We start from the raw sequence: 17,964 nt of genomic DNA on the forward strand, positions 1-17,964 counted from the left end.
ACCTTCGACACCGGCGGCATCTCGATCAAGCCCGCCGACGGCATGCACCTGATGCGCACGGACATGGCCGGTGGCGGCGCCGTCATCGCGGCGATGATCGCGATCGGCACCCTTGGCCTGCCCGTGCGGGTCACGGGGCTGGTGCCGTGCGCCGAGAACCACGTATCCGGGTCGTCGTACCGGCCCGGCGACATCGTGACCCACTACGGCGGCACCACCACCGAGGTCACCAACACCGACGCCGAGGGCCGCATGGTCCTGGCCGACGCGCTGGCCTACGCGCGGGCGACGCTCAAGCCCGACCTGCTGGTCGACGTCGCCACCCTGACCGGCGCGATGAAGGTCAGCCTCGGCACGCGCACCGCGGGCCTGTTCGCCACCGACGACGCCCTGGCCGAGCGGCTGAGGCAAGCGGGAGAGCGGGTCGGCGAGGCCTTCTGGCGGATGCCGCTGCTCGAAGACCAGTTCGCCGAGGCCGTGGTCAGCGAGGTCGCCGACATCCGGCAGTGCCCGAGCGGCCCCAGCGGCATCACCGCGGCCCTGTTCCTGCGCCAGTTCACCGGGGACACCCCGTGGGCGCACCTGGACATCGCGGGCCCGGCGCGGTCGGACAAGTCCTACGACGACGTGGTACCCGGCGCCACCGGGTTCGCCGCGCGCACGCTCGTCGAGCTGGTGGCCTCGTACTCCTGACCGAACACGCGGTCCAGGAACGCGAACTTCGCCACGAACACCGGCAGCCCGCCAAGCAGGTAAGCCATGATCAACACCAGGGTGCGGGCGTCGCGGTCGACCACCAGCGGCGAGAACACCAGCTCGGCGAGGGTCGTGAGCCCCACCGAGACGAACCCGCCGAGTCCGGTGACCACGAGATAGCCGACGACCTGCCTGGTCAGCCTCGGCATTCCGCGCTGTCCCCACGCCCACCAGCGGATCATCACGAAGTGCGGGACCGCGCCCGCGACGAATCCGATCGTGCTGGCCGACGTCGCGTCAAGGCCGCCGGAATACAGCCCGTACAGCACCAGCTGGGTGATGCCGGTCGCGACCAGCGAGGCGACCGCGTACTTGCTGAACCGCAGCCGGTGCCGCAGGACCCAGCGAACCAGTCGACCCTCCACACCGAACACAGTAAGCGCTACTTCCTGACTGGTTTCTCAGCGGTCACGCTCGCGTAGACGGCCACCGTGCGCTCCGCCACCGTCGTCCACGAGAACTCCCGCTCGGCCCGCTCGCGGCCCGCCGCGCCCATCGCGGCCGCCCGTGCCGGGTCAGCGAGCACCCGGTTGACCGCGTCAGCCAGTCCGGCGCGGTAGGTCTCGGTGTCGGCCTCGTCGTAGTGCACGAGCAGGCCGTTGACACCGTCGGCGACCACCTCGGGGATGCCGCCCACATCGGAGGCCACGATCGCCGTCCCACAGGCCATCGCCTCCAGGTTCACGATGCCCAGCGGCTCGTAGACCGAGGGGCACACGAACACGGCGGCGTGGCTGAGCACCTGGCGGACCTCGCGCTGTTCGAGCATCCGCTGGATCCAGAAGACCCCTTCGCGCGATTCGGCCAGCTCGGCTACGGCCGCGCGGGTCTCGGCCTCGATCTCCGGTGTGTCGGGGGCGCCCGCGCACAGCACGATCTGGGCCGCCGGGTCGATCCGGTGGGCGGCGGCGATCAGGTGCCCGACCCCCTTCTGGCGGGTGATCCGGCCGATGAACGCCACGATCGGCCGAGCCGGGTCGATACCCTCGCTGACCAGCGCGTCCGTCTCCGTGACCGGGTGGTACTCGGCGGTGTCGATGCCGTTGCGGACCACGTGCACTCGGGCCGGGTCGAGCGTCGGGTAGCAGGCCAGGACGTCGGCGCGCATGCCGTCGCTGACCGCGATGACCGCCGCCGCCGACTCGTACGCCGTGCGTTCGATCCAGCAGGACAGCCGGTAGCCGCCGCCGAGCTGCTCGGCCTTCCACGGCCTGCGCGGCTCCAGCGAGTGCGCGGTGACCACGTGTGGCACGCCGTGCAGCATGGACGACAGGTGCCCGGCCAGGTTCGCGTACCAGGTGTGGGAGTGGACCAGGTCCAGGCCCGCGGTCGCCGCCGTGATCGCCAGGTCGGCCGAGAGCATGCCCAGGGCCGGGTTCACCGCGGACAGGTCCGGCAGCGGGGCGTGCGCGAAGGCCCCCGGGACCGGTCCGCCGATGCGGTGCACGTCGACGTCGACCAGCCCACGCAGCCGGGGCACCAGGGCCCCCACGTGGACGCCGGCGCCGCCGTAGACCTCCGGCGGGTACTCGCGCGTCAGCAATCCGATGTGCACGCGAGCCAGGTTAGGTCCAGGGCCCGAGTCGCGGGTAGTCGGCGGAACGCATTGCGGCGCATGGGTGAACGTGCGGCGACGAGGGGCCTGGCCGGCGTGTCAGCGGTGGCCGGGGTCCGGGGCGGCCGGTTAGGGTCGAGACGTGAAGGGCCGGCCGCGCGTACTAGGCATCGTGCTGGCTGGCGGGGAGGGCAAGCGGCTCTGGCCGCTGACGGCCGACCGCGCCAAGCCCGCCGTGCCCTTCGGGGGCAACTACCGGCTCGTCGACTTCGTCCTGTCGAACCTGGTCAACGGTGGCTTCCACCAGCTGTGCGTCCTGACCCAGTACAAGTCGCACTCGCTCGACCGGCACATCTCCACCACCTGGCGGCTTTCCAGCGTCCTCGGGCAGTACATCACCCCGGTCCCGGCGCAGCAGCGGCTCGGCCCGCGCTGGTACACCGGCAGCGCCGACGCGATCTTCCAGTCGCTCAACCTGGTCTATGACGAAGCGCCCGACCACATCGCCGTGTTCGGCGCCGACCACGTCTACCGGATGGACCCCGAGCAGATGCTCGACCGGCACATCGACTCCGGCGCGGGTGTCACCGTCGCGGGGATCCGGGTGCCGCGTGCCGAGGCGCGCGCGTTCGGCTGCATCGACTCCGGCGCCGACGGCCGGATCACCCGGTTCCTGGAGAAGCCCGCCGACCCGCCGTCGGTGCCCGACGACCCGAACGTGACGTTCGCGTCCATGGGCAACTACCTGTTCACGACCAGTGCGCTCCTCGACGCTCTTCGCGCGGACGCGGCGAACCCGGATTCGCTGCACGACATGGGCGGCGACATCATCCCGATGCTCGTCGACGCGGGCACCGCGCACGTCTACGACTTCGACGACAACGACGTCCCAGGTGCCACCGAGCGCGACCGCGGCTACTGGCGCGACGTCGGGACGCTCGACGCCTACTACGAGGCCCACCAGGACCTCGTTTCCGTGCACCCGGTGTTCAACCTCTACAACCAGCGGTGGCCGATCCGGACCGCGACGCCGCCGCTGCCGCCCGCGAAGTTCGTCAACCTGGGGTCCGCGGTCGAGTCGATCGTCGGCCCGGGGGCGATCATCTCCGGCGCGTCCGTGGTCGACTCGGTGATCAGCGCGGACGTGGTGATCGAGGACGGCGCGGTGGTCGAGGGCAGTGTGCTGCTGCCGGGCGTGCGGGTCGGAAAGGGTGCGACCGTGCGGCGCGCGATCCTGGACAAGAACGTGATCGTCGCCGACGGCGCGCGCATCGGTGTCGACCAGGAGGCCGACCGCCAGCAGTACACGGTGAGCGCGAACGGGGTCGTCGTCCTCGGCAAGGGCGTCCGCGCGGAGTAGCTAGTGTCCCGACTCGGGACACTAGATCTTGGCCGCGACCAGCAGTCCGTCGCCCGTCGGCAGCAGCAGCGGGACCAGCCGGTCGTCCTCGCGCACCAGTTTGGCGACGTCGCGCAGGGCCGTGCTCTCGACGTCGCGGCGGGCGGGGTCGGCCGCGGCGTTGACGTCGTCGAACGCAAGCACTCCGCCGGGGCGCAGCAGGCGCACACCCTGGGCGTAATAGGTCAGGTAGTCGGCCTTGGCGGCGTCGGCGAACATCAGGTCGTAGCCGCCGTCGGTCAGCCGGGGCAGCACGTCGACCCCGCGGCCCATGATCAGCCGGGCGCGGCCGGGCGCCACGCCCGCGTCGGAGAAGGCGCGTTTGGCGACAGCCTGGTGCTCCGGGTCGACATCGATCGAGGTCAGGACGCCGTCGGGGGCCATCCCGCGCAGCAGTGACAGGCCGCTCACACCGGTACCCGTGCCGATCTCCACGACGGCCTTGGCCTGCAGGGCCGCGGCGAGGAAGCGCAGCGCGGCACAGGTGGCTGAGCTCGCGGGCGGGCAGCCCATGGCCACGGCGCGGGCCCGTGCGGCGGCCAGCACCTCGTCATCGGCGAGGTATGCCTCGACATAGTCGCTGAGCTCAGCCGCGGTTTCCGGTCCCACAGGGACGCAGACTAGCGAGGGAAGTCCCAAAATCGGGTGAACCTTGCCGTGGAGCACGTCACCGGTTTTCTCAGGCAGGTCTCAGCCGACTCTCACGGTCGCCACATGGGCGTGCTGAATGCTGATCGCCAAGACGGGGAATCTGTCGTGGAGGGGGAACAAGATGGGCGACACGCACGTTGGAACCGGCAGTGGGCAACACAGCCTTCAGGAGGTGCGTATCCCCACGATGCAGACGCAGCCGATGAGCGAGACGGTCCTGGACAACAAGCCGGTCGGCTTGGACGCCCCGGCCTGGACGCCGCCGTCCTGGGACGAGGTCGTGCGCGAACACGGCGACCGCGTCTACCGCCTCGCGTACCGCCTCTCCGGCAACGCGCACGACGCGGAGGACCTGACCCAGGAGACGTTCATCCGCGTCTTCCGGTCGCTGGCGTCCTACAAGCCCGGCACGTTCGAGGGCTGGCTGCACCGCATCACCACGAACCTGTTCCTCGACATGGCCCGGCGCCGCTCCCGGCTGCGCATGGAAGGCCTGCCCGAGGACACCGACCGGCTCGTCGGCGACGACCCAAGCCCCGAGCAGGTCTACTCCGACACCCATCTCGACCCGGACCTGCAGGCCGCGCTCGACGAGTTGCCGCCCGAGTTCCGCGCCGCGGTGGTCCTGTGTGACGTCGAAGGCCTTTCCTACGAGGAGATCGGTGCCACCCTCGGGGTGAAGCTCGGTACTGTGCGAAGCAGGATCCACCGGGGCCGCCAGGCCCTCCGCGCGTCGCTCGAGCGTCGCCGCGAGCTCGCACGGGAAGGCCTGTGATGACCCTCTCGACCACGGAGTCGAACCGATGAGCCTTGAGCGTGGCTGGGGGCTGCCCGAACAGCACCTGCTGCCCGACGCCGTCGTCGCTTTCGTAGACGGCGAGTTGTCGCGCACCGCGGTCGACCGGGTGACCTCGCATCTGGCCAAGTGCCCGTGGTGCGCGGCCGACATCAACGCCCAGCGCCAGGCCCGCGCCGCGGTCCGCGCCGCCGACACCCCGGCCATGCCCGCGGGTCTGCTCGCGTCGCTGCGGGCGATCCCGCAGGAAGTCGACCTGCCCGCCACCCCGGACGGCCTCGCGGTCACCGAGGACGGCCAGCTCGTCGCCGTCCAGCGCACCGACCGGGCCGCCTTCGGCAGCAGCGTGCCGCTGGGCTCGTCCCCAAAACTCGGCGAGAGCCGCAACGTCCTGGGCCGCCGCCCGGGAAGACGCGCCGCACAGGGCGCGGGCGTCGTGGTGTCCGGCCTGGTCCTTGGCGCGCTCGCCTTCGTCAACACCGGCGGCCCCGAGGGCCCGGCTGACCCCAACTTCGGCTCCGACGCCGAACCCGCGGGCTTCGTCGGCGGCCAACTGAACGCCCACTTCGGCACCGTCCCCTCCCGCTAGTACGCGCACTTAACCGGTCGGCGGGCATCCTGAGCAGTGATGAGCGAGCACAACCCGGACCCGACCCAGGCCGCGAACACCTCCGCACCGCCCCAGCCCACCGCGGCTGACCGCGGCCCGGGGGCCAGTCCGGACTCGGAAGCCACCCAGGTGGTCGATGGCGCGGTGCCATCCGGTCAGCAGACAGTGCCCGCGGGCTCGACGCATCCGGTCGACCCCACCGTCACCCAGCCCGTCCTCGACCGAGACGCGCGCCTGGATCCGCCCGCCACCGACTATCAGCAGCGAGTCGGGCCCCGGCCGCTCGATCGACCCGCGGTCGACCCGTCCGCCGCCGCCGTCTTCGGCAGGCCCGCCGGGGTCGACGGCGCGTTCTCACCCACCGCCCCCGCGCCCGCGCCGCTCGGCAACCTGACTTCCACACCGCCGCCCCCGGAGTCGCTCAGCAGCGCCTTCGGCAGGCCCCCGGGCGATTCCGCTGTCGTGCTCCAGCGCCCCCCGGGGCTGCCCGGCGCGGCCCCCCAGGACGACCCGATGTGGACCGAGGACGGCTTCGACCCGTGGCGCGACCCGGCCGCGGGCGCCGTCATCGGCCCACCGGCCCTCGACCGCGAACCCGACGACACGAAAGGCGCTGCCAAGCGCCCGCCGGGTGGTCAGCTCAGCCTCACCGAGGTGCTCTTCGGCAGGCGCGTCAAGCCGCTCGCCCTGGGGATCCTTGGCCTTGTCGCGCTGTTGATCGGCGCCGTCGGCGGTCTCGTCGGGTGGGTCGTCGCCCGCGGCGGCGACGCCCTGACCAGCGACGTCACCCTCGCCCAAGCCGAAGCGGGCAAGGAGCGCCCCGCCGGTTCGGTGTCCGACATCGCCGCCAGGGTGCGGCCCGCCGTGGTGTCCATCGAGGTGCGGATGGAACAGGGCGGCGGCACCGGTTCCGGCGTCCTCATCGACGGCGCGGGCTACATCGTGACCAACTGGCACGTGGTCACCCTCGAGGGCCGCGCCGACGACAAAGCCAAGATCACCACCGTCTTCACCGACGGCACCCGGGCCGAGGCCAAGCTCGTCGGCACCGACCCGAAGACCGACCTCGCCGTCATCAAGGTCGCCGTCACCAACCCGACCGTCCTGCAGTTCGGCAACTCCGACGACCTCAAGGTCGGCGACGCCGTCATCGCCGTCGGCTCGCCGCTCGGCCTGACCGACACCGTCACCGAGGGCATCGTCAGCGCCCTGCACCGCCCGGTCGTCGCGGGCGGCGACAACGGGCAGGCCCCGATCACCTACGACGCCATCCAGACCGACGCCTCGATCAACCAGGGCAATTCCGGCGGTCCGCTGGTCGACTCCACCGGCGCGCTGGTCGGCATCAACTCGGCGATCCGCAGCAGCGGCTCGGGCAACACCGGCAGTGTGGGCCTCGGCTTCGCCATCCCGTCCAACGACGCCAAGCGGATCTCCGAGATGATCATCCGCGATGGCAAGGTCAAGCACGCCGACCTCGGCGCGAACGTCCGGTCGGTGTCGGCGGAGACGGCCGAGGGCGCCCAGGTCGTCAACGTCACCGAAGGCGGCGCCGCCTCCCGGGCGGGCATCGCCGAGGGCGACGTCATCCGCAAGCTGGGCGACCGCCAGGTCCGCAACGCCGCCGAGCTGACCGTGGCGGTCCGCAGCCACCAGCCCGGGCAAACCGTTCCGGTCGTGTTGGCCAGACAGGGCCAAGAGCTGACCATTCAGGTAACCCTGCAGTCAGATTGACGGGATAACCTGGGCGGGGACGGTTGGCGAATTCGGAGGTAAGGGTGTTCGAGAGCATCGGTTGGGCCGAGATCCTGGTGCTCGGCGTGGCCGGCCTGTTCATCCTGGGCCCCGAACGCCTCCCGGACGCCGCGGCCTGGGTGGGCCGGACCGTGCGCAAGGTCCGCGAATACGCCACCGGCGCCCGCGACCAGCTCAAATCCGAACTCGGCCCCGAGTACGACGAGCTCCGCAAACCCCTGCAGGACCTGCAGCAACTTCGCGGCCTGGATCCGAAAACGCTGGTCGCGAACCATCTCTTCGGCGACAACGACAACGGCGTCAAGCCCAACGGCCACGCCCCGCAGCCCGCCATCCCGGCGAAGCCCGTGGACCCGCCGAAGGCAGGCCCGCAGCAGTCCCCGTTCGACCCCGACGCCACCTGAGCCGGGAAAGGCACCCGAGGGTGCCGTTCCCGGGTCGGTCAGGCGTCGAGTCCGACCCCGGCCTGACGGTCGTGGGCGAGGCGGCCACCGGCGCCGAAGCGGTCGAGGTGGTCCGGCGCGAGAACCCGGACGTTGTGCTGATGGACATCCGCATGTCCGACGTCGACGGCATCGAGGCCACCCGCCGCCTGGCGGATTTCCCTTGCCGCGTCCTGATCTTGACCACTTTCGACCTCGACGAGTACGTCTACGCCGCGTTGCGGGCGGGGGCCGGCGGGTTCCTGCTCAAGGACACCCCGCCCGGCGACCTGCTCTCCGCCATTCACCGCGTGGCCGAGGGCGGCGCCCTGCTGTCGCCGTCGGTGACCCGCAGACTGATCACCGAATTCGCCCGCCTACCAGGACCTTCCGCGCCGCCGCGGGAGTTGACCGGTGTCACCGAGCGGGAACGAGAAGTGCTGACCCTGATCGCCCGCGGCAGTTCGAACACGGAGATCGCGCAACGGTTGGTGCTGAGCCAGGCGACTGTGAAGACTCACATCGGCCGGTTGCTGGCGAAACTCCAGGCGCGAGACCGGGCGCAACTGGTGATCGCGGCCTACGAATCGGGACTGGTCAAGGCAAACAGCTGATCAGCCCAGCTGAAGCGCCAACCGCGCGGACAACTCGACAACCTCGTCGACGCCACCGCGCTTCGCACCCGGCCATTCCGCGCTCTCCATCCACGAGTAGTGCTCTGGGGTGCCCCGGTGGCGGACGAACAGGTGCTGGTGGAAGTGGGCGACCCGGCGACCGACGATCGCGGAGAAGACGAACTCGGGGTCAAACTCAGCCCGAAGGGCACGAGCCGCCCGCCAGGCCGCTCTGGCCGCGGCCCCAGCCTCGACTTCGGTCAGCGCGTCCAACGAGGGGGCGTGGCGACGGCTTTCCACGAACAGGTACCCCAGGACGGTCGTTGCGTCGTCTCCTACCGGCTGGTGCGACACGATCACGTGTTCGTCAGCCCAGATCTGGGGACCGACCAGCGGGCCTTCCCCGCGGTGCTTGGCGCAGATCAGGCATCCCTCAGCCACGCCTTCAGACTATGCACGGCCCCGCTGCTGGCGGGGTGGTGCCTGTTCAGGTGGAGTGGTTTCTTCGGGCCCCTACGAAGAAACCACTCCACCCAAAAAGGCCGGTTGGGTTGCCCCTTGCGTTGTGGGTGGGGTGGGATGACAGCCGCCCCCGACGGGCCGGAGGTTCAGCCTGTTGAGGGGGCGGTGGTGTCAGTGCCGCGTTGTCGTCGTGTGAGGCTCGGGCTAGCGGCCCGCGGGGCTGACCGACAGCATCCGGCCTGCCAAACCGCGGGCGCGGATCGACAGCTTGCCCGCGATCTCGTCGAGGACCTTCGCCGCCGGGGCGTCCGGCGTCGACTTCACGAGGGGCTGGCCGGAGTCGCCGCCTTCGCGCAGACGGGGGTCGAGCGGCACCTGGCCGAGCAGCGGCACCGTGGAGCCCACCGCGCGGGACAGCGATTCCGCCACGAGTTGGCCGCCGCCCGTGCCGAAGAGGTCCATCCGGGAGCCGTCGGGCATTTCCAGCCACGACATGTTCTCGATGACGCCCGCGATCCGCTGTCGGGTCTGCAGGGCGATCGCACCCGCCCGCTCGGCCACCTCGGCGGCGGCCTGCTGCGGGGTGGTCACCACGAGAATCTCCGCGTTCGGGATGAGCTGGGCGACGGAGATCGCGATGTCGCCGGTGCCCGGGGGCAGGTCGAGCAGGAGCACGTCCAGATCGCCCCAGAAGACGTCGGCCAGGAACTGCTGCAACGCTCGGTGCAGCATCGGGCCGCGCCACACCACGGGGGTGTTGCCGGGGGTGAACATGCCGATGGAGATGACCTTCACGCCGTTCGCCTCTGGCGGCAGGATCATCTTCTCGACCTTGGTCGGCTTCTCGCTGGTGCCGACCATGCGGGGGATCGAGTGGCCGTAGATGTCGGCGTCGACGATGCCGACCTTGATGCCGCGCGCGGCCATGGCCACGGCGAGGTTGACGGTGACGCTGGACTTGCCGACCCCGCCCTTGCCGGACGCGACGCAGTACACCCGCGTCAGCGAGCCCGGTTCGGCGAACGGGATGCGGGGCTCCTCGCTGTCGCCGCGCAGCGACTTGCGGAGGGTGGTGCGCTGCTCGTCGTTCATCACGTCGAGTTCGACGGCCACGCTGGTCACGCCGGGCAGTGCGGCGACGGCGGCGGTGACGTCCTTGGTGATCTTGTCCCGGAGCGGACAGCCCGCGACGGTCAGGTACACCGCGACGTCGACCTTGCCGTCGTCGTGCACGGTGATGCCCTTGACCATGCCGAGTTCGGTGATCGGCTTGTGGATCTCGGGGTCCTCGACCTTCGCCAGCGCGGCACGCACTGTCTCGACGCTGGGAACCTGCTCCGTTGTGGTCACCAGACCATGCTACGACCGAGTAGCCCGCCGCTTTCGTGCGGATGGCGGGCGCCACAGGGCACTGCGCGTCGAGCCAATCGCATTCCGTAACATCGATCCCCCGCTCAGCCTTAGCCAGTTCGACCCCGAGGGCCGCGAGGAACGCAATCAGGAGGAACCTTGACCGTGCCGGACCAGTCCGCCCGGCCCACCCGTGAAGAACTCCATGCGTGGCGCACCTTCCTGCGCGCCCACGCGAAGATCACTCGTGTTTTAGAAGCCGAACTCGTCGCCGAGCAGCGGCTTTCCCTTGGGGGATATGACGTGCTGGTCCAGCTCGCGGAGGCGCCCGACCGCAAGCTGCGGATGGCCGAGCTGGCTGACGCCGTCCTGTTGTCGCGCTCGGGAGTGACCCGACTGGTCGACCGGCTGGAGCGGGTGGGGCTGGTTTCCCGCGAACGGGTGGCGGGCGACGGCCGCGGCGTAGTGGCGACGCTCACCCCGGAGGGCCTAGACACACTCCGCACCGCCGCCCGCACGCACCTGGCGGGTGTTTCGCGTCACTTCGTCGCCAAATTCGACACCGACGAGCTCAACGACATGGGCTCCCTCTGCGCCAAACTCATCGACTGACCCGCGGGTCAGGTGTCGTCGTCCCAGCGGGGGTCGTCGCGCATGGATTGGGCGGGGGCGCGGGGGCGGGGCTTCTTGGTGGCCTTGAGGTCGCCGCGCAGCTTGTCCAGTTCCCCGCGCAGGTAGTCCCGGGTGGCGACCTCGCCGATCGCGAGCCGCAGCGCGGCGAGTTCGCGGGCCAGGAACTCGGTGTCGGCCTTGGTCTGCGACGCCCGGGCGCGGTCTTCCTCCAACGACACCCGGTCGCGGTCGTCCTGCCGGTTCTGGGCGAGCAGGATCAGCGGGGCGGCGTATGCGGCCTGGGTGGAGAAGACCAGGTTGAGCAGGATGAACGGATACGGGTCCCAGCGAAGTGACACCGCGACCAGGTTCATCGAGATCCACGCGAGCACGACCATGGTCTGCCAGAACAGGAACTTGCCGGTGCCCAAGAACCGGGCCAGCCGCTCCGAGAACCGCCCGAACGCCTCCGGGTCGATCTCGAACCGCAGCGTCCGCGGCCTGCGCGGCTGGTCGAGGCGTCGGCGATAGATGGGCTCAGGCATTGGCGCGCTCCCGCCAGCCCTCGGGCAGCAGGTGATCGAGCACGTCGTCGACGGTGACCGCGCCGAGCAGGTGCTCCTCGTCGTCGACGACCGGCGCGCACACCAGGTTGTAGGTGGCGAAGAACCGGGTGACCTCCAGCAGCGAGTCGGTGGGTCGCAGACTGGTCAGCTCCTTGTCGACGGCCCCGGCCACCAGGTCGGACGGCGGTTCGCGAAGCAACCGCTGGATATGGACGCAGCCCAGGTAGCGCCCGGTGGGCGTGGCCGACGGCGGGCGGCACACGAACACCATGCTGGCCAGTGCCGGTGTGTTGTCCGGGTTGCGCACGCGCGCGAGCGCCTCGGCGATGGGCGCGTCCGGGGTGACCACGATCGGCTCCGGGGTCATCAGCCCGCCCGCGGTGTCGAACGAGTACTTCATGAGTCTGCGGACCGGCTCGGACTCCTCGGGCTCCATCAGCTCCAGCAGCCGGTCCTTGTACGTCTCCGACAGCTCGGCGAGCAGGTCGGCCGCGTCGTCGGGGTCCATCGCCTCGAGGATGTCGGCGGCCCGCTCCTCGTGCAGGTGCGTCAGCAGGTCCTTCTGGTCGTCCTCGGGCAGTTCCTCGATGACGTCGGCGAGCCGCTCGTCGTCGAGCGCGTCGGCGACCTCGTAGCGCCGCTTCGCGGGCAGGTCCTGCAGGGCGGTCGCCACGTCGGCGGCGCGCATCGAGTCGAAGACCGCGAGCAGCCGGTGGGCGCTCTGCGGCTGCCCGGCCAGCTCGGTGATGCCCGGCGCGCGGATCTCCGCCCATGGCAGCACCTGCAGCGGCCCGCGCCGCGCCAGCCGCCCGGTGCGCTCCCGGATGGCGACCCGCCCGAGCACCCAGTCGCGGGTCCGGGTCGGCTCCATCGCGGTGTCGACGACGATCGCCTGCGTCCCGCTCGCCACGATCTCGACCCGCGCGTCCATCAGCTGGCCGACGACGAGGACCTCGTTGGGCCGCTGGTGGAAGTGCCGCATGTTGACCGAGCCGGTGGCCAGGGTGATCGCGTTCGAGTCGATCGAGGTGACCCGCAGCATCGGCACGAAGATCCGCCTGCGGGTCAGCAACTCGACGACCATGCCCAGGACCCGCGGTGGCTGCCGGTCCACTCGCAGCCCGGCCACCACGTCCCGGATCTTGCCGATGGACTCGCCGTCCGGCCCGAAGACCGGCAGGCCCAGCAGCTGCGCCACGAAGATCTTGCCGATTCCTCCCACGATCGCCAGGCTAGCCGCCAACCGCCTGCCCAGCGCGCCGCGGCGCTCGGTGCGCCGGTCACGCGCGGCGGTTGCGAGCCCGGCCAGGATTCGACGAGCGTCGAATCGTTTCGCCCTGGTCTTCGGATGCGGTGTGCTGGCGCCGTGCCACTGGGGGTACGGCCGGGGCTTGACCAGCCCCGGCCGTGCTGTTTCTCACCGGATGCGTCGCCGACCTCGGTTCGCCGATAGAGCACCGACCGCTGGTCACGGCTCTTGGCGACCAGACCCGACCCGTGCGGCGGCCACCCCTTCGCGGGCCATGATCCGGGCGCGGTGGTCGAGGTCGGCGTCGAGGCCCTCCCGCAGACCGGCCAGCTCCTCGCGCATCGCGCACGCCCAGAACTTGGCCATCCCGTTCGCGGCGCGGGCGGCGAACTCGCCCGCGTCGACCGCGGCCCGCACGCGCGGGTCGCCCGCGCCCGCCGGCAGCTGGCCCGCCGCGACCGCCCCGGGTGTCGCCGCCATCCGCACGAGTTGCGCGTCCAGGATCCGGTCGGTGGGCACCCGCTCGGGCTTTGGGGGTGAGCAGGTCCGGCAGGCCCTTCGTCGGGTCGCCCAGCGTGCGGGCGACCATGGCGACATCCGGGTCGCGCAGGGCGAACCGCGCCGCCGCGCCCGGGTCGCCGAACACCGGGTGGGACCCGCCGTGGCGGCCAGCCGCAGCCAGGTCATCGCCTCGATCGCGGGTGAGGCCGACAGCCGGACGCCGGACAGCGTCTCGATGTCGAAGCGGGCCACGATCACACCCGGACACTAATGCCCTCCGACCGGGTGTCCATGGCCGAGATTTCAGTGCGCCATGGCCTGGGCCACCGCTTCCGCGTCCGCGTGGTCGTCCTGGTCGATCCACGTGTCGATCGCCCGGACGAACGCCCACCGCCGGGCGACGTCCCAGTCGGTCCCGGTGGCCTCGACGACCGCGTCCAGCCGCGCCCGCGGGTCGTCGAGCCGGTTCCAGAGCAGGGCGATCAGGCCGAACTCACGATCGCCCGCGACCGGCTTCGGGTCGATCACCAGCCACGGCTCGCGCTCGGCGCGCAGCACGTTCTCGTAGTGCAGGTCCTCGTTGACCAGCCGGTCGCCGGACTTCGGGCCCAGCTCCCGGCAGTACGCCACGGCCTGCTCCACGAACTCGCGCGGCACGTCGCTGTCGGAGCGCTCCATCTCGTCTGCCCAGCGCAGCGCCTTCTCCCGCACCGAGCGGACCACCGGCGGGGCGCGGCGGTCGAGCCTGCGCATCAACCCGGCGATGACGTCGATCGCCTCGTCGATCGGCACGTCCATCAGGTCGGTGCCGGGGTCGAGGCGTTCGAGGAGCATCGACCAGTCGGAGGGCTCATGGGCCAGCAGCCGGACCGCGCCGTCGCCGTCCCACAGCGACAGCGTGAGCGCCTCGTGCTCGGCCTCCTCGTGCGGCCACGGCAGCTTCAGCACCGCCGGAGTCCCGTCGGCCCGGCGCACCGGCAGCACCAGCGCGGCGTAGCCGTACGTCAGGTCGCCGTCGAGGGTCAGGTCCCATCGCCGCAGACAGCGGGCCGCGAGGTCGGGCAGGCCCGTGATCCACGCCCGCTCCTCAGGGGCGTCGAAACCGTCGGCGAAGTCCGTCGGGACGATCAGCTTCGGTGTCATGGTGGCCACAATGGCGGTCCGCTCCGGGTCGTGGTCGACTACAACTCTTCAGTGGTTACCGGACGGTTAACCTCGTACCGAACGGAGGCTCGATGCGTTCACCGAAGGACTTCTTCCGCCCGCTCGCGGTTGGTGCGCCCGAGCCGGTGCGGGAGATCCCGTTCCGGCCCTCGCGGATGATCCACTTCTTCGACCCGAGCAACGAGAAGATGGCCGCGAAGGTTCCCGACATGGCGGCGCAGGCCGATGTCGTGCTGGGCAACCTGGAAGACGCCGTGCGCGCCGACCGCAAGGAAGCCGCGCGCGAGGGTTTGGTGAAGATCGCCCGGGCCACCGACTTCGGCGACAGCCAGCTTTGGACCCGGGTCAACAGCCTCGACTCGCCGTGGGTTCTCGACGACCTGATCACCCTGGTCACCGAGATCGGCGACAAACTCGACGTGATCATGGTCCCGAAGGTCGAGGGCGCCGCCGACATCCACTACGTCGACCGTCTGCTCGCCCAGCTCGAAGCCCGCGCGGGCCTGGACAAGCCGCTGCTGGTGCATGCCATCCTGGAGACCGCCAGCGGCGTGGCCAACGTCGAGGAGATCGCCACCGCGAGCCCGCGTATGCAGGGCATCTCGCTGGGCCCGGCCGACCTCGCCGCCAGCCGCCGGATGAAGACCACCCGCGTCGGCGGCGGCCACCCCGGCTACCTGGTGCGCACCGACCCGGTCGGCGACAACTTCACCGAGGGCCGCGTCACCTACCAGCAGGACCTGTGGCACTACACCGTCGCGCGCATGGTCGACGCCTGCGCGGGCGCCGGGATCCTGCCGTACTACGGCCCCTTCGGCGACATCGCCGACGTGGTGGCGTGCGAGGACCAGTTCCGCAACGCCTTCCTGCTCGGCTGCGTCGGCGCGTGGAGCCTGCACCCCAAGCAGATCGCCATCGCCAAGAAGGTCTTCTCCCCGGCGCCGGAGGACGTCGCCTGGGCCCGCCGCGTCATCGCCGCGATGGGCGACGGCACGGGCGCGGTCATGATCGACGGCAAGATGCAGGACGACGCCACGGTCAAGCAGTGCCGCGTGGTCGCCGAACTCGCCGACGCCCTCGCCGCGCGCGACTCAGACCTCGCCGCCGCCTACGACGCCGCCACGAAGGAAGCTCTCGCACATGACTGACCCGCTGCTCCGTCCCCGCCGCTCGGTGCTCTACATGCCGGGCGCCAACGAGCGCGCGCTGGAGAAGGCCAAGACCCTCCCCGCCGACGCGCTGATTCTCGACCTCGAGGACTCCGTCGCCCCCGACGCCAAGGCCGAGGGCCGCGAGCGGGTGTGCGAGGCGGTCGCCAACGGCGGCTACGGCAAGCGAGAGCTGACGATCCGGGTCAACGGCCTGGGCACCCAGTGGCACGCCGACGACCTGCGCGCGGTGGCCAAGGCGGGCCCCGACGCCGTCGTGGTGCCGAAGGTCAACAGCGCCACCGAGGTGCACGCGATCGAGCGCGCACTGGAAGCCGCGGGCGCGCCCGACCACACGGCGATCTGGGCCATGGTCGAGACGCCGATCGCCATGCTGCGCGCCCACGAGATCGCCGCGGCCAGCGACCGGCTGACCGTGTTCGTCATGGGCACCAACGACTTGGCGAAGGAACTGCACGCCGAGCACGTGCCCGGCCGGGCGCCGCTGCTCGGCGGCCTGTCGCTGGCGCTGCTCGCCGCCCGTGCCACGGGCAAGGTCATCCTCGACGGCGTCTACAACGACGTGAAGGACCTCGACGGCTTCGCCGAGGAGTGCGTCCAGGGCAGGCAGTTCGGGTTCGACGGCAAGACGCTGATCCACCCGGGCCAGATCGGCCCGTGCAACGAGATCTTCGCGCCGTCGGAAGCCGCGATCGCCCAGTCCCGCAAGATCATCGAGGCCTTCGAGGAGGCCGCGGCGGCAGGCCGTGGCGTCGTCACCGTCGACGGTCGGATGATCGAGAACCTGCACGTCGACAACGCCCGTCGCATCCTGGCGGTCGCCGCCGCCATCGACGGCCTGGGCTGAGTTCCGATCCAGGCAGCGCCGCCCACCCCGCCCGGGGTGGGCGGCTTTTCATTTGCGCACGTCATTGCCGGTTCCGTTTCGCGATTCCGCCGGCGGGCGGAACTGTGGTTGTGCCCTAGACCGTGTTCGACGCCATTTGGTTGCCAATCTTCCGTGCCTTTTTTCGCGACTCAGCGTGATCGCTGATTCGTAGAAAGTCGGCGGCGCGTGGAGCGCGCTGTAGCCGATCTTTGGGGTTACAGTGTCGCCTGTGACCGACCGGCGGAGTGCTGATCTCGAATGCTTCTCAGGTACCGCACGGAGAGTGCGTTTGTGGCGGCTCGTTCGCCCGTTAAGGTGTAACACCCGCTCCCTTCGAGGTGGCTACGGAATGTAGTCGCATTCGGACACGAGTGGATCGTGAGTATTACTCCCCATTTCTCACCGCGACCGGATTCCGGTCGGCCGCGGTGAGTAATTCGGAAAGTATTCGGCGGCTCCGCCGCCGACGCCCGAGAAGGATTCTGTGTTGGACGATGACGACGTCTCCGTCTGCGGGTCGCGGGCCGCGGGCCGCCGCGGGCAGGCCGCGCTGGCCAAGCTGCCGACCACCGACGACTTCACGAACCGCAAGCTCACCCTGCACGACCGCAAGCTGATTCTGTTTCTGCTGGTCACGCTGGTAGACCGGTACGACAGGCTGACCGACACCTACGACCGCCTGGTCCTCGCCTACGGCGGCCGGGAAGGTCACTGGGCCTTCGGAAAGGAGGTGGCCGACCTGCAGAAGGGCTGCGCCAGTTTCCTCGGCCGCGGCGCCCGGCGGGCCCCGCGCTGGCCGGAGATCGTGGACCTGTTCGCCGCAGGCGTGTCCGACCGCAACCGGGCCCGAATACTCGCCTTCGCCGCGGGGCTGCACTGCCGCGCCGCGGGCGTGGAGAGACCCGCGGGCTACGCCGGGCCGATCGCCTACCCGATCTGGGTCGACTCCCCGCGCGTCTACGCGACCCAGATCCGCGCAGAGCTCATCGAGCTGACCACCAACGGCTCCGACGTCCTCGACCTCCCGATCCCGCGCGGGGCCTCCGACCCGGCCGACCTGGCCGCGGAGGTGGTCGCGCTCAAGGCCGAACTGCTCGACCGCGACCGCAGGCTGCGCACGGCGATGGAGTCGTTGCGGCACAAGGCCGCCGAGCTGTCGAACCTGGGCCACCGGGTGCGCGCGCTGACCGGTGAACTCAACATCCTGCGGTGCTCGGAGACCGTGCTGCGCAACGAAGTGCACGTCCTGCGCAGGCAGACTGCCCGCCTGCTGACCGACGTGCCGACCGTCCGTATCCGGCCGGTCGCGTTGCCCGCGCCCCCGGGGTGACCTGACTCGGCGTCGAAGTCCTTGTGAACCAAGGCTTCCGCGCCGTCGTCCCGACCATCCACGCGTGGCCTTTCGTCCCGTGACTCGATCTCTGGCGCGCCGGCATCGAGTCGGTTTCAGTACGAGGACGGAGAA

Annotated in this window: 21 protein-coding genes; 12 read left to right on the plus strand and 9 right to left on the minus strand. The window is 70.7% G+C overall.

Annotated elements, in window-relative coordinates; translation table 11 throughout:
• A partial coding sequence (locus GPZ80_RS24600; protein ID WP_222719818.1) for a leucyl aminopeptidase family protein occupies positions 1 to 693 on the plus strand: 693 nt, incomplete at its 5' end.
• On the opposite strand, the gene GPZ80_RS24605 is transcribed toward GPZ80_RS24600, so the two are convergent.
• Positions 618 to 1,121, minus strand: coding sequence for a GtrA family protein (locus GPZ80_RS24605; RefSeq protein WP_187223460.1), 504 nt, complete (start codon positions 1,119 to 1,121; stop codon positions 618 to 620). The genes GPZ80_RS24600 and GPZ80_RS24605 overlap by 76 nt on opposite strands.
• 17 nt (positions 1,122 to 1,138) lie before the next feature.
• Complete coding sequence (glgA, locus tag GPZ80_RS24610) at positions 1,139 to 2,311, minus strand: glycogen synthase (RefSeq protein ID WP_187223461.1); 1,173 nt, start codon at positions 2,309 to 2,311, stop codon at positions 1,139 to 1,141.
• Between the two features lie 142 nt (positions 2,312 to 2,453).
• Between glgA and glgC the strand changes: the two genes are divergently transcribed.
• Entirely contained in the window at positions 2,454 to 3,671 is a 1,218-nt protein-coding gene (gene glgC / locus GPZ80_RS24615) for a glucose-1-phosphate adenylyltransferase (protein WP_187223462.1), read from the plus strand.
• A gap of 21 nt (positions 3,672 to 3,692) precedes the next feature.
• Here the strand turns inward: glgC and GPZ80_RS24620 are convergent, their stop codons facing one another.
• Positions 3,693 to 4,319, minus strand: coding sequence for an O-methyltransferase (locus GPZ80_RS24620; protein WP_312880551.1), 627 nt, complete (start codon positions 4,317 to 4,319; stop codon positions 3,693 to 3,695).
• A 244-nt stretch (positions 4,320 to 4,563) separates the two neighbouring features.
• On the opposite strand from GPZ80_RS24620, the gene sigE reads away from it, so the two are divergent.
• The 5 genes from sigE to GPZ80_RS24645 are packed head-to-tail and all read left to right on the plus strand — an operon-like array spanning position 4,564 to position 8,558.
• Entirely contained in the window at positions 4,564 to 5,136 is a 573-nt protein-coding gene (sigE, locus tag GPZ80_RS24625) for an RNA polymerase sigma factor SigE (RefSeq protein ID WP_176926794.1), read from the plus strand.
• 28 nt (positions 5,137 to 5,164) lie between these two features.
• On the plus strand, positions 5,165 to 5,746 hold the full coding sequence (locus GPZ80_RS24630; protein ID WP_187223463.1) for a zf-HC2 domain-containing protein: 582 nt from the start codon (positions 5,165 to 5,167) through the stop codon (positions 5,744 to 5,746).
• A 39-nt stretch (positions 5,747 to 5,785) separates the two neighbouring features.
• On the plus strand, positions 5,786 to 7,501 hold the full coding sequence (locus GPZ80_RS24635; RefSeq protein WP_246477450.1) for a S1C family serine protease: 1,716 nt from the start codon (positions 5,786 to 5,788) through the stop codon (positions 7,499 to 7,501).
• A 44-nt stretch (positions 7,502 to 7,545) separates the two neighbouring features.
• Positions 7,546 to 7,926: a Sec-independent protein translocase protein TatB gene (gene tatB / locus GPZ80_RS24640; protein ID WP_187223464.1), complete on the plus strand. Its 381-nt coding sequence runs from the start codon at positions 7,546 to 7,548 to the stop codon at positions 7,924 to 7,926.
• A 20-nt stretch (positions 7,927 to 7,946) separates the two neighbouring features.
• Complete coding sequence (locus tag GPZ80_RS24645) at positions 7,947 to 8,558, plus strand: response regulator (protein WP_312880552.1); 612 nt, start codon at positions 7,947 to 7,949, stop codon at positions 8,556 to 8,558.
• Here the strand turns inward: GPZ80_RS24645 and GPZ80_RS24650 are convergent, their stop codons facing one another.
• A complete protein-coding gene (locus GPZ80_RS24650; RefSeq protein WP_312880553.1) occupies positions 8,559 to 8,999 on the minus strand; it encodes an HIT family protein in 441 nt (146 codons plus the stop codon).
• 225 nt (positions 9,000 to 9,224) lie between these two features.
• Positions 9,225 to 10,370: an Mrp/NBP35 family ATP-binding protein gene (locus GPZ80_RS24655; protein WP_187223465.1), complete on the minus strand. Its 1,146-nt coding sequence runs from the start codon at positions 10,368 to 10,370 to the stop codon at positions 9,225 to 9,227.
• Between the two features lie 159 nt (positions 10,371 to 10,529).
• Here GPZ80_RS24655 and GPZ80_RS24660 point away from each other — a divergent pair, with 159 nt between their 5' ends.
• Positions 10,530 to 10,982 carry a MarR family winged helix-turn-helix transcriptional regulator gene (locus GPZ80_RS24660; RefSeq protein ID WP_187223466.1) on the plus strand — a complete coding sequence of 151 codons (453 nt, stop codon included), beginning with the start codon at positions 10,530 to 10,532 and terminating at the stop codon, positions 10,980 to 10,982.
• Between the two features lie 8 nt (positions 10,983 to 10,990).
• Here GPZ80_RS24660 and GPZ80_RS24665 read toward each other — a convergent pair whose 3' ends face one another.
• The 3 genes from GPZ80_RS24665 to GPZ80_RS24675 all read right to left on the minus strand — a co-directional run bounded on the left by GPZ80_RS24665 (position 10,991) and on the right by GPZ80_RS24675 (position 13,316).
• Positions 10,991 to 11,527 (minus strand): DUF1003 domain-containing protein, encoded by a 537-nt coding sequence (locus tag GPZ80_RS24665; protein ID WP_187223467.1) that lies wholly within the window; start codon positions 11,525 to 11,527, stop codon positions 10,991 to 10,993.
• A complete protein-coding gene (locus tag GPZ80_RS24670; RefSeq protein WP_376771716.1) occupies positions 11,520 to 12,761 on the minus strand; it encodes a magnesium transporter MgtE N-terminal domain-containing protein in 1,242 nt (413 codons plus the stop codon). The genes GPZ80_RS24665 and GPZ80_RS24670 overlap by 8 nt, the downstream gene beginning before the upstream one ends.
• A 255-nt stretch (positions 12,762 to 13,016) precedes the next feature.
• Positions 13,017 to 13,316, minus strand: a complete 300-nt coding sequence (locus GPZ80_RS24675) for a hypothetical protein (protein WP_187223469.1) — start codon at positions 13,314 to 13,316, stop codon at positions 13,017 to 13,019.
• Here GPZ80_RS24675 and GPZ80_RS24680 point away from each other — a divergent pair.
• On the plus strand, positions 13,309 to 13,569 hold the full coding sequence (locus GPZ80_RS24680) for a hypothetical protein (protein ID WP_187223470.1): 261 nt from the start codon (positions 13,309 to 13,311) through the stop codon (positions 13,567 to 13,569). The two genes, GPZ80_RS24675 and GPZ80_RS24680, sit on opposite strands and share 8 nt — an antisense overlap.
• 32 nt (positions 13,570 to 13,601) lie before the next feature.
• Here GPZ80_RS24680 and GPZ80_RS24685 read toward each other — a convergent pair whose 3' ends face one another.
• Positions 13,602 to 14,441, minus strand: coding sequence for an aminoglycoside phosphotransferase family protein (locus GPZ80_RS24685; protein ID WP_187223471.1), 840 nt, complete (start codon positions 14,439 to 14,441; stop codon positions 13,602 to 13,604).
• A 92-nt stretch (positions 14,442 to 14,533) separates the two neighbouring features.
• On the opposite strand from GPZ80_RS24685, the gene GPZ80_RS24690 reads away from it, so the two are divergent.
• From GPZ80_RS24690 to GPZ80_RS24700, 3 genes are all read left to right on the plus strand, one after another.
• Positions 14,534 to 15,610 (plus strand): HpcH/HpaI aldolase/citrate lyase family protein, encoded by a 1,077-nt coding sequence (locus tag GPZ80_RS24690; protein WP_187223472.1) that lies wholly within the window; start codon positions 14,534 to 14,536, stop codon positions 15,608 to 15,610.
• A complete protein-coding gene (locus GPZ80_RS24695; RefSeq protein ID WP_187223473.1) occupies positions 15,603 to 16,478 on the plus strand; it encodes an HpcH/HpaI aldolase/citrate lyase family protein in 876 nt (291 codons plus the stop codon). Before GPZ80_RS24690 ends, GPZ80_RS24695 begins: the two co-directional genes overlap by 8 nt.
• A gap of 508 nt (positions 16,479 to 16,986) precedes the next feature.
• A complete protein-coding gene (locus GPZ80_RS24700) occupies positions 16,987 to 17,829 on the plus strand; it encodes a hypothetical protein (RefSeq protein WP_187223474.1) in 843 nt (280 codons plus the stop codon).
• Positions 17,830 to 17,964 lie beyond the last annotated feature (135 nt).

The sequence above is a fragment of the Actinokineospora xionganensis genome, from assembly GCF_014323725.1.
Classification (GTDB): domain Bacteria; phylum Actinomycetota; class Actinomycetes; order Mycobacteriales; family Pseudonocardiaceae; genus Actinokineospora; species Actinokineospora xionganensis.

What these genes read in the sequence shown, in the direction of transcription:
- GPZ80_RS24685 (WP_187223471.1), bottom strand. Translation starts at nt 14,441, where the DNA reads ATGACACCGAAGCTGATCGTCCCGACGGACTTCGCCGACGGTTTCGAC.
- GPZ80_RS24630 (WP_187223463.1), top strand. Translation starts at nt 5,165, where the DNA reads ATGAGCCTTGAGCGTGGCTGGGGGCTGCCCGAACAGCACCTGCTGCCC.
- GPZ80_RS24665 (WP_187223467.1), bottom strand. Translation starts at nt 11,527, where the DNA reads ATGCCTGAGCCCATCTATCGCCGACGCCTCGACCAGCCGCGCAGGCCG.
- sigE (WP_176926794.1), top strand. Translation starts at nt 4,564, where the DNA reads ATGAGCGAGACGGTCCTGGACAACAAGCCGGTCGGCTTGGACGCCCCG.
- GPZ80_RS24695 (WP_187223473.1), top strand. Translation starts at nt 15,603, where the DNA reads ATGACTGACCCGCTGCTCCGTCCCCGCCGCTCGGTGCTCTACATGCCG.
- GPZ80_RS24690 (WP_187223472.1), top strand. Translation starts at nt 14,534, where the DNA reads ATGCGTTCACCGAAGGACTTCTTCCGCCCGCTCGCGGTTGGTGCGCCC.
- GPZ80_RS24635 (WP_246477450.1), top strand. Translation starts at nt 5,786, where the DNA reads ATGAGCGAGCACAACCCGGACCCGACCCAGGCCGCGAACACCTCCGCA.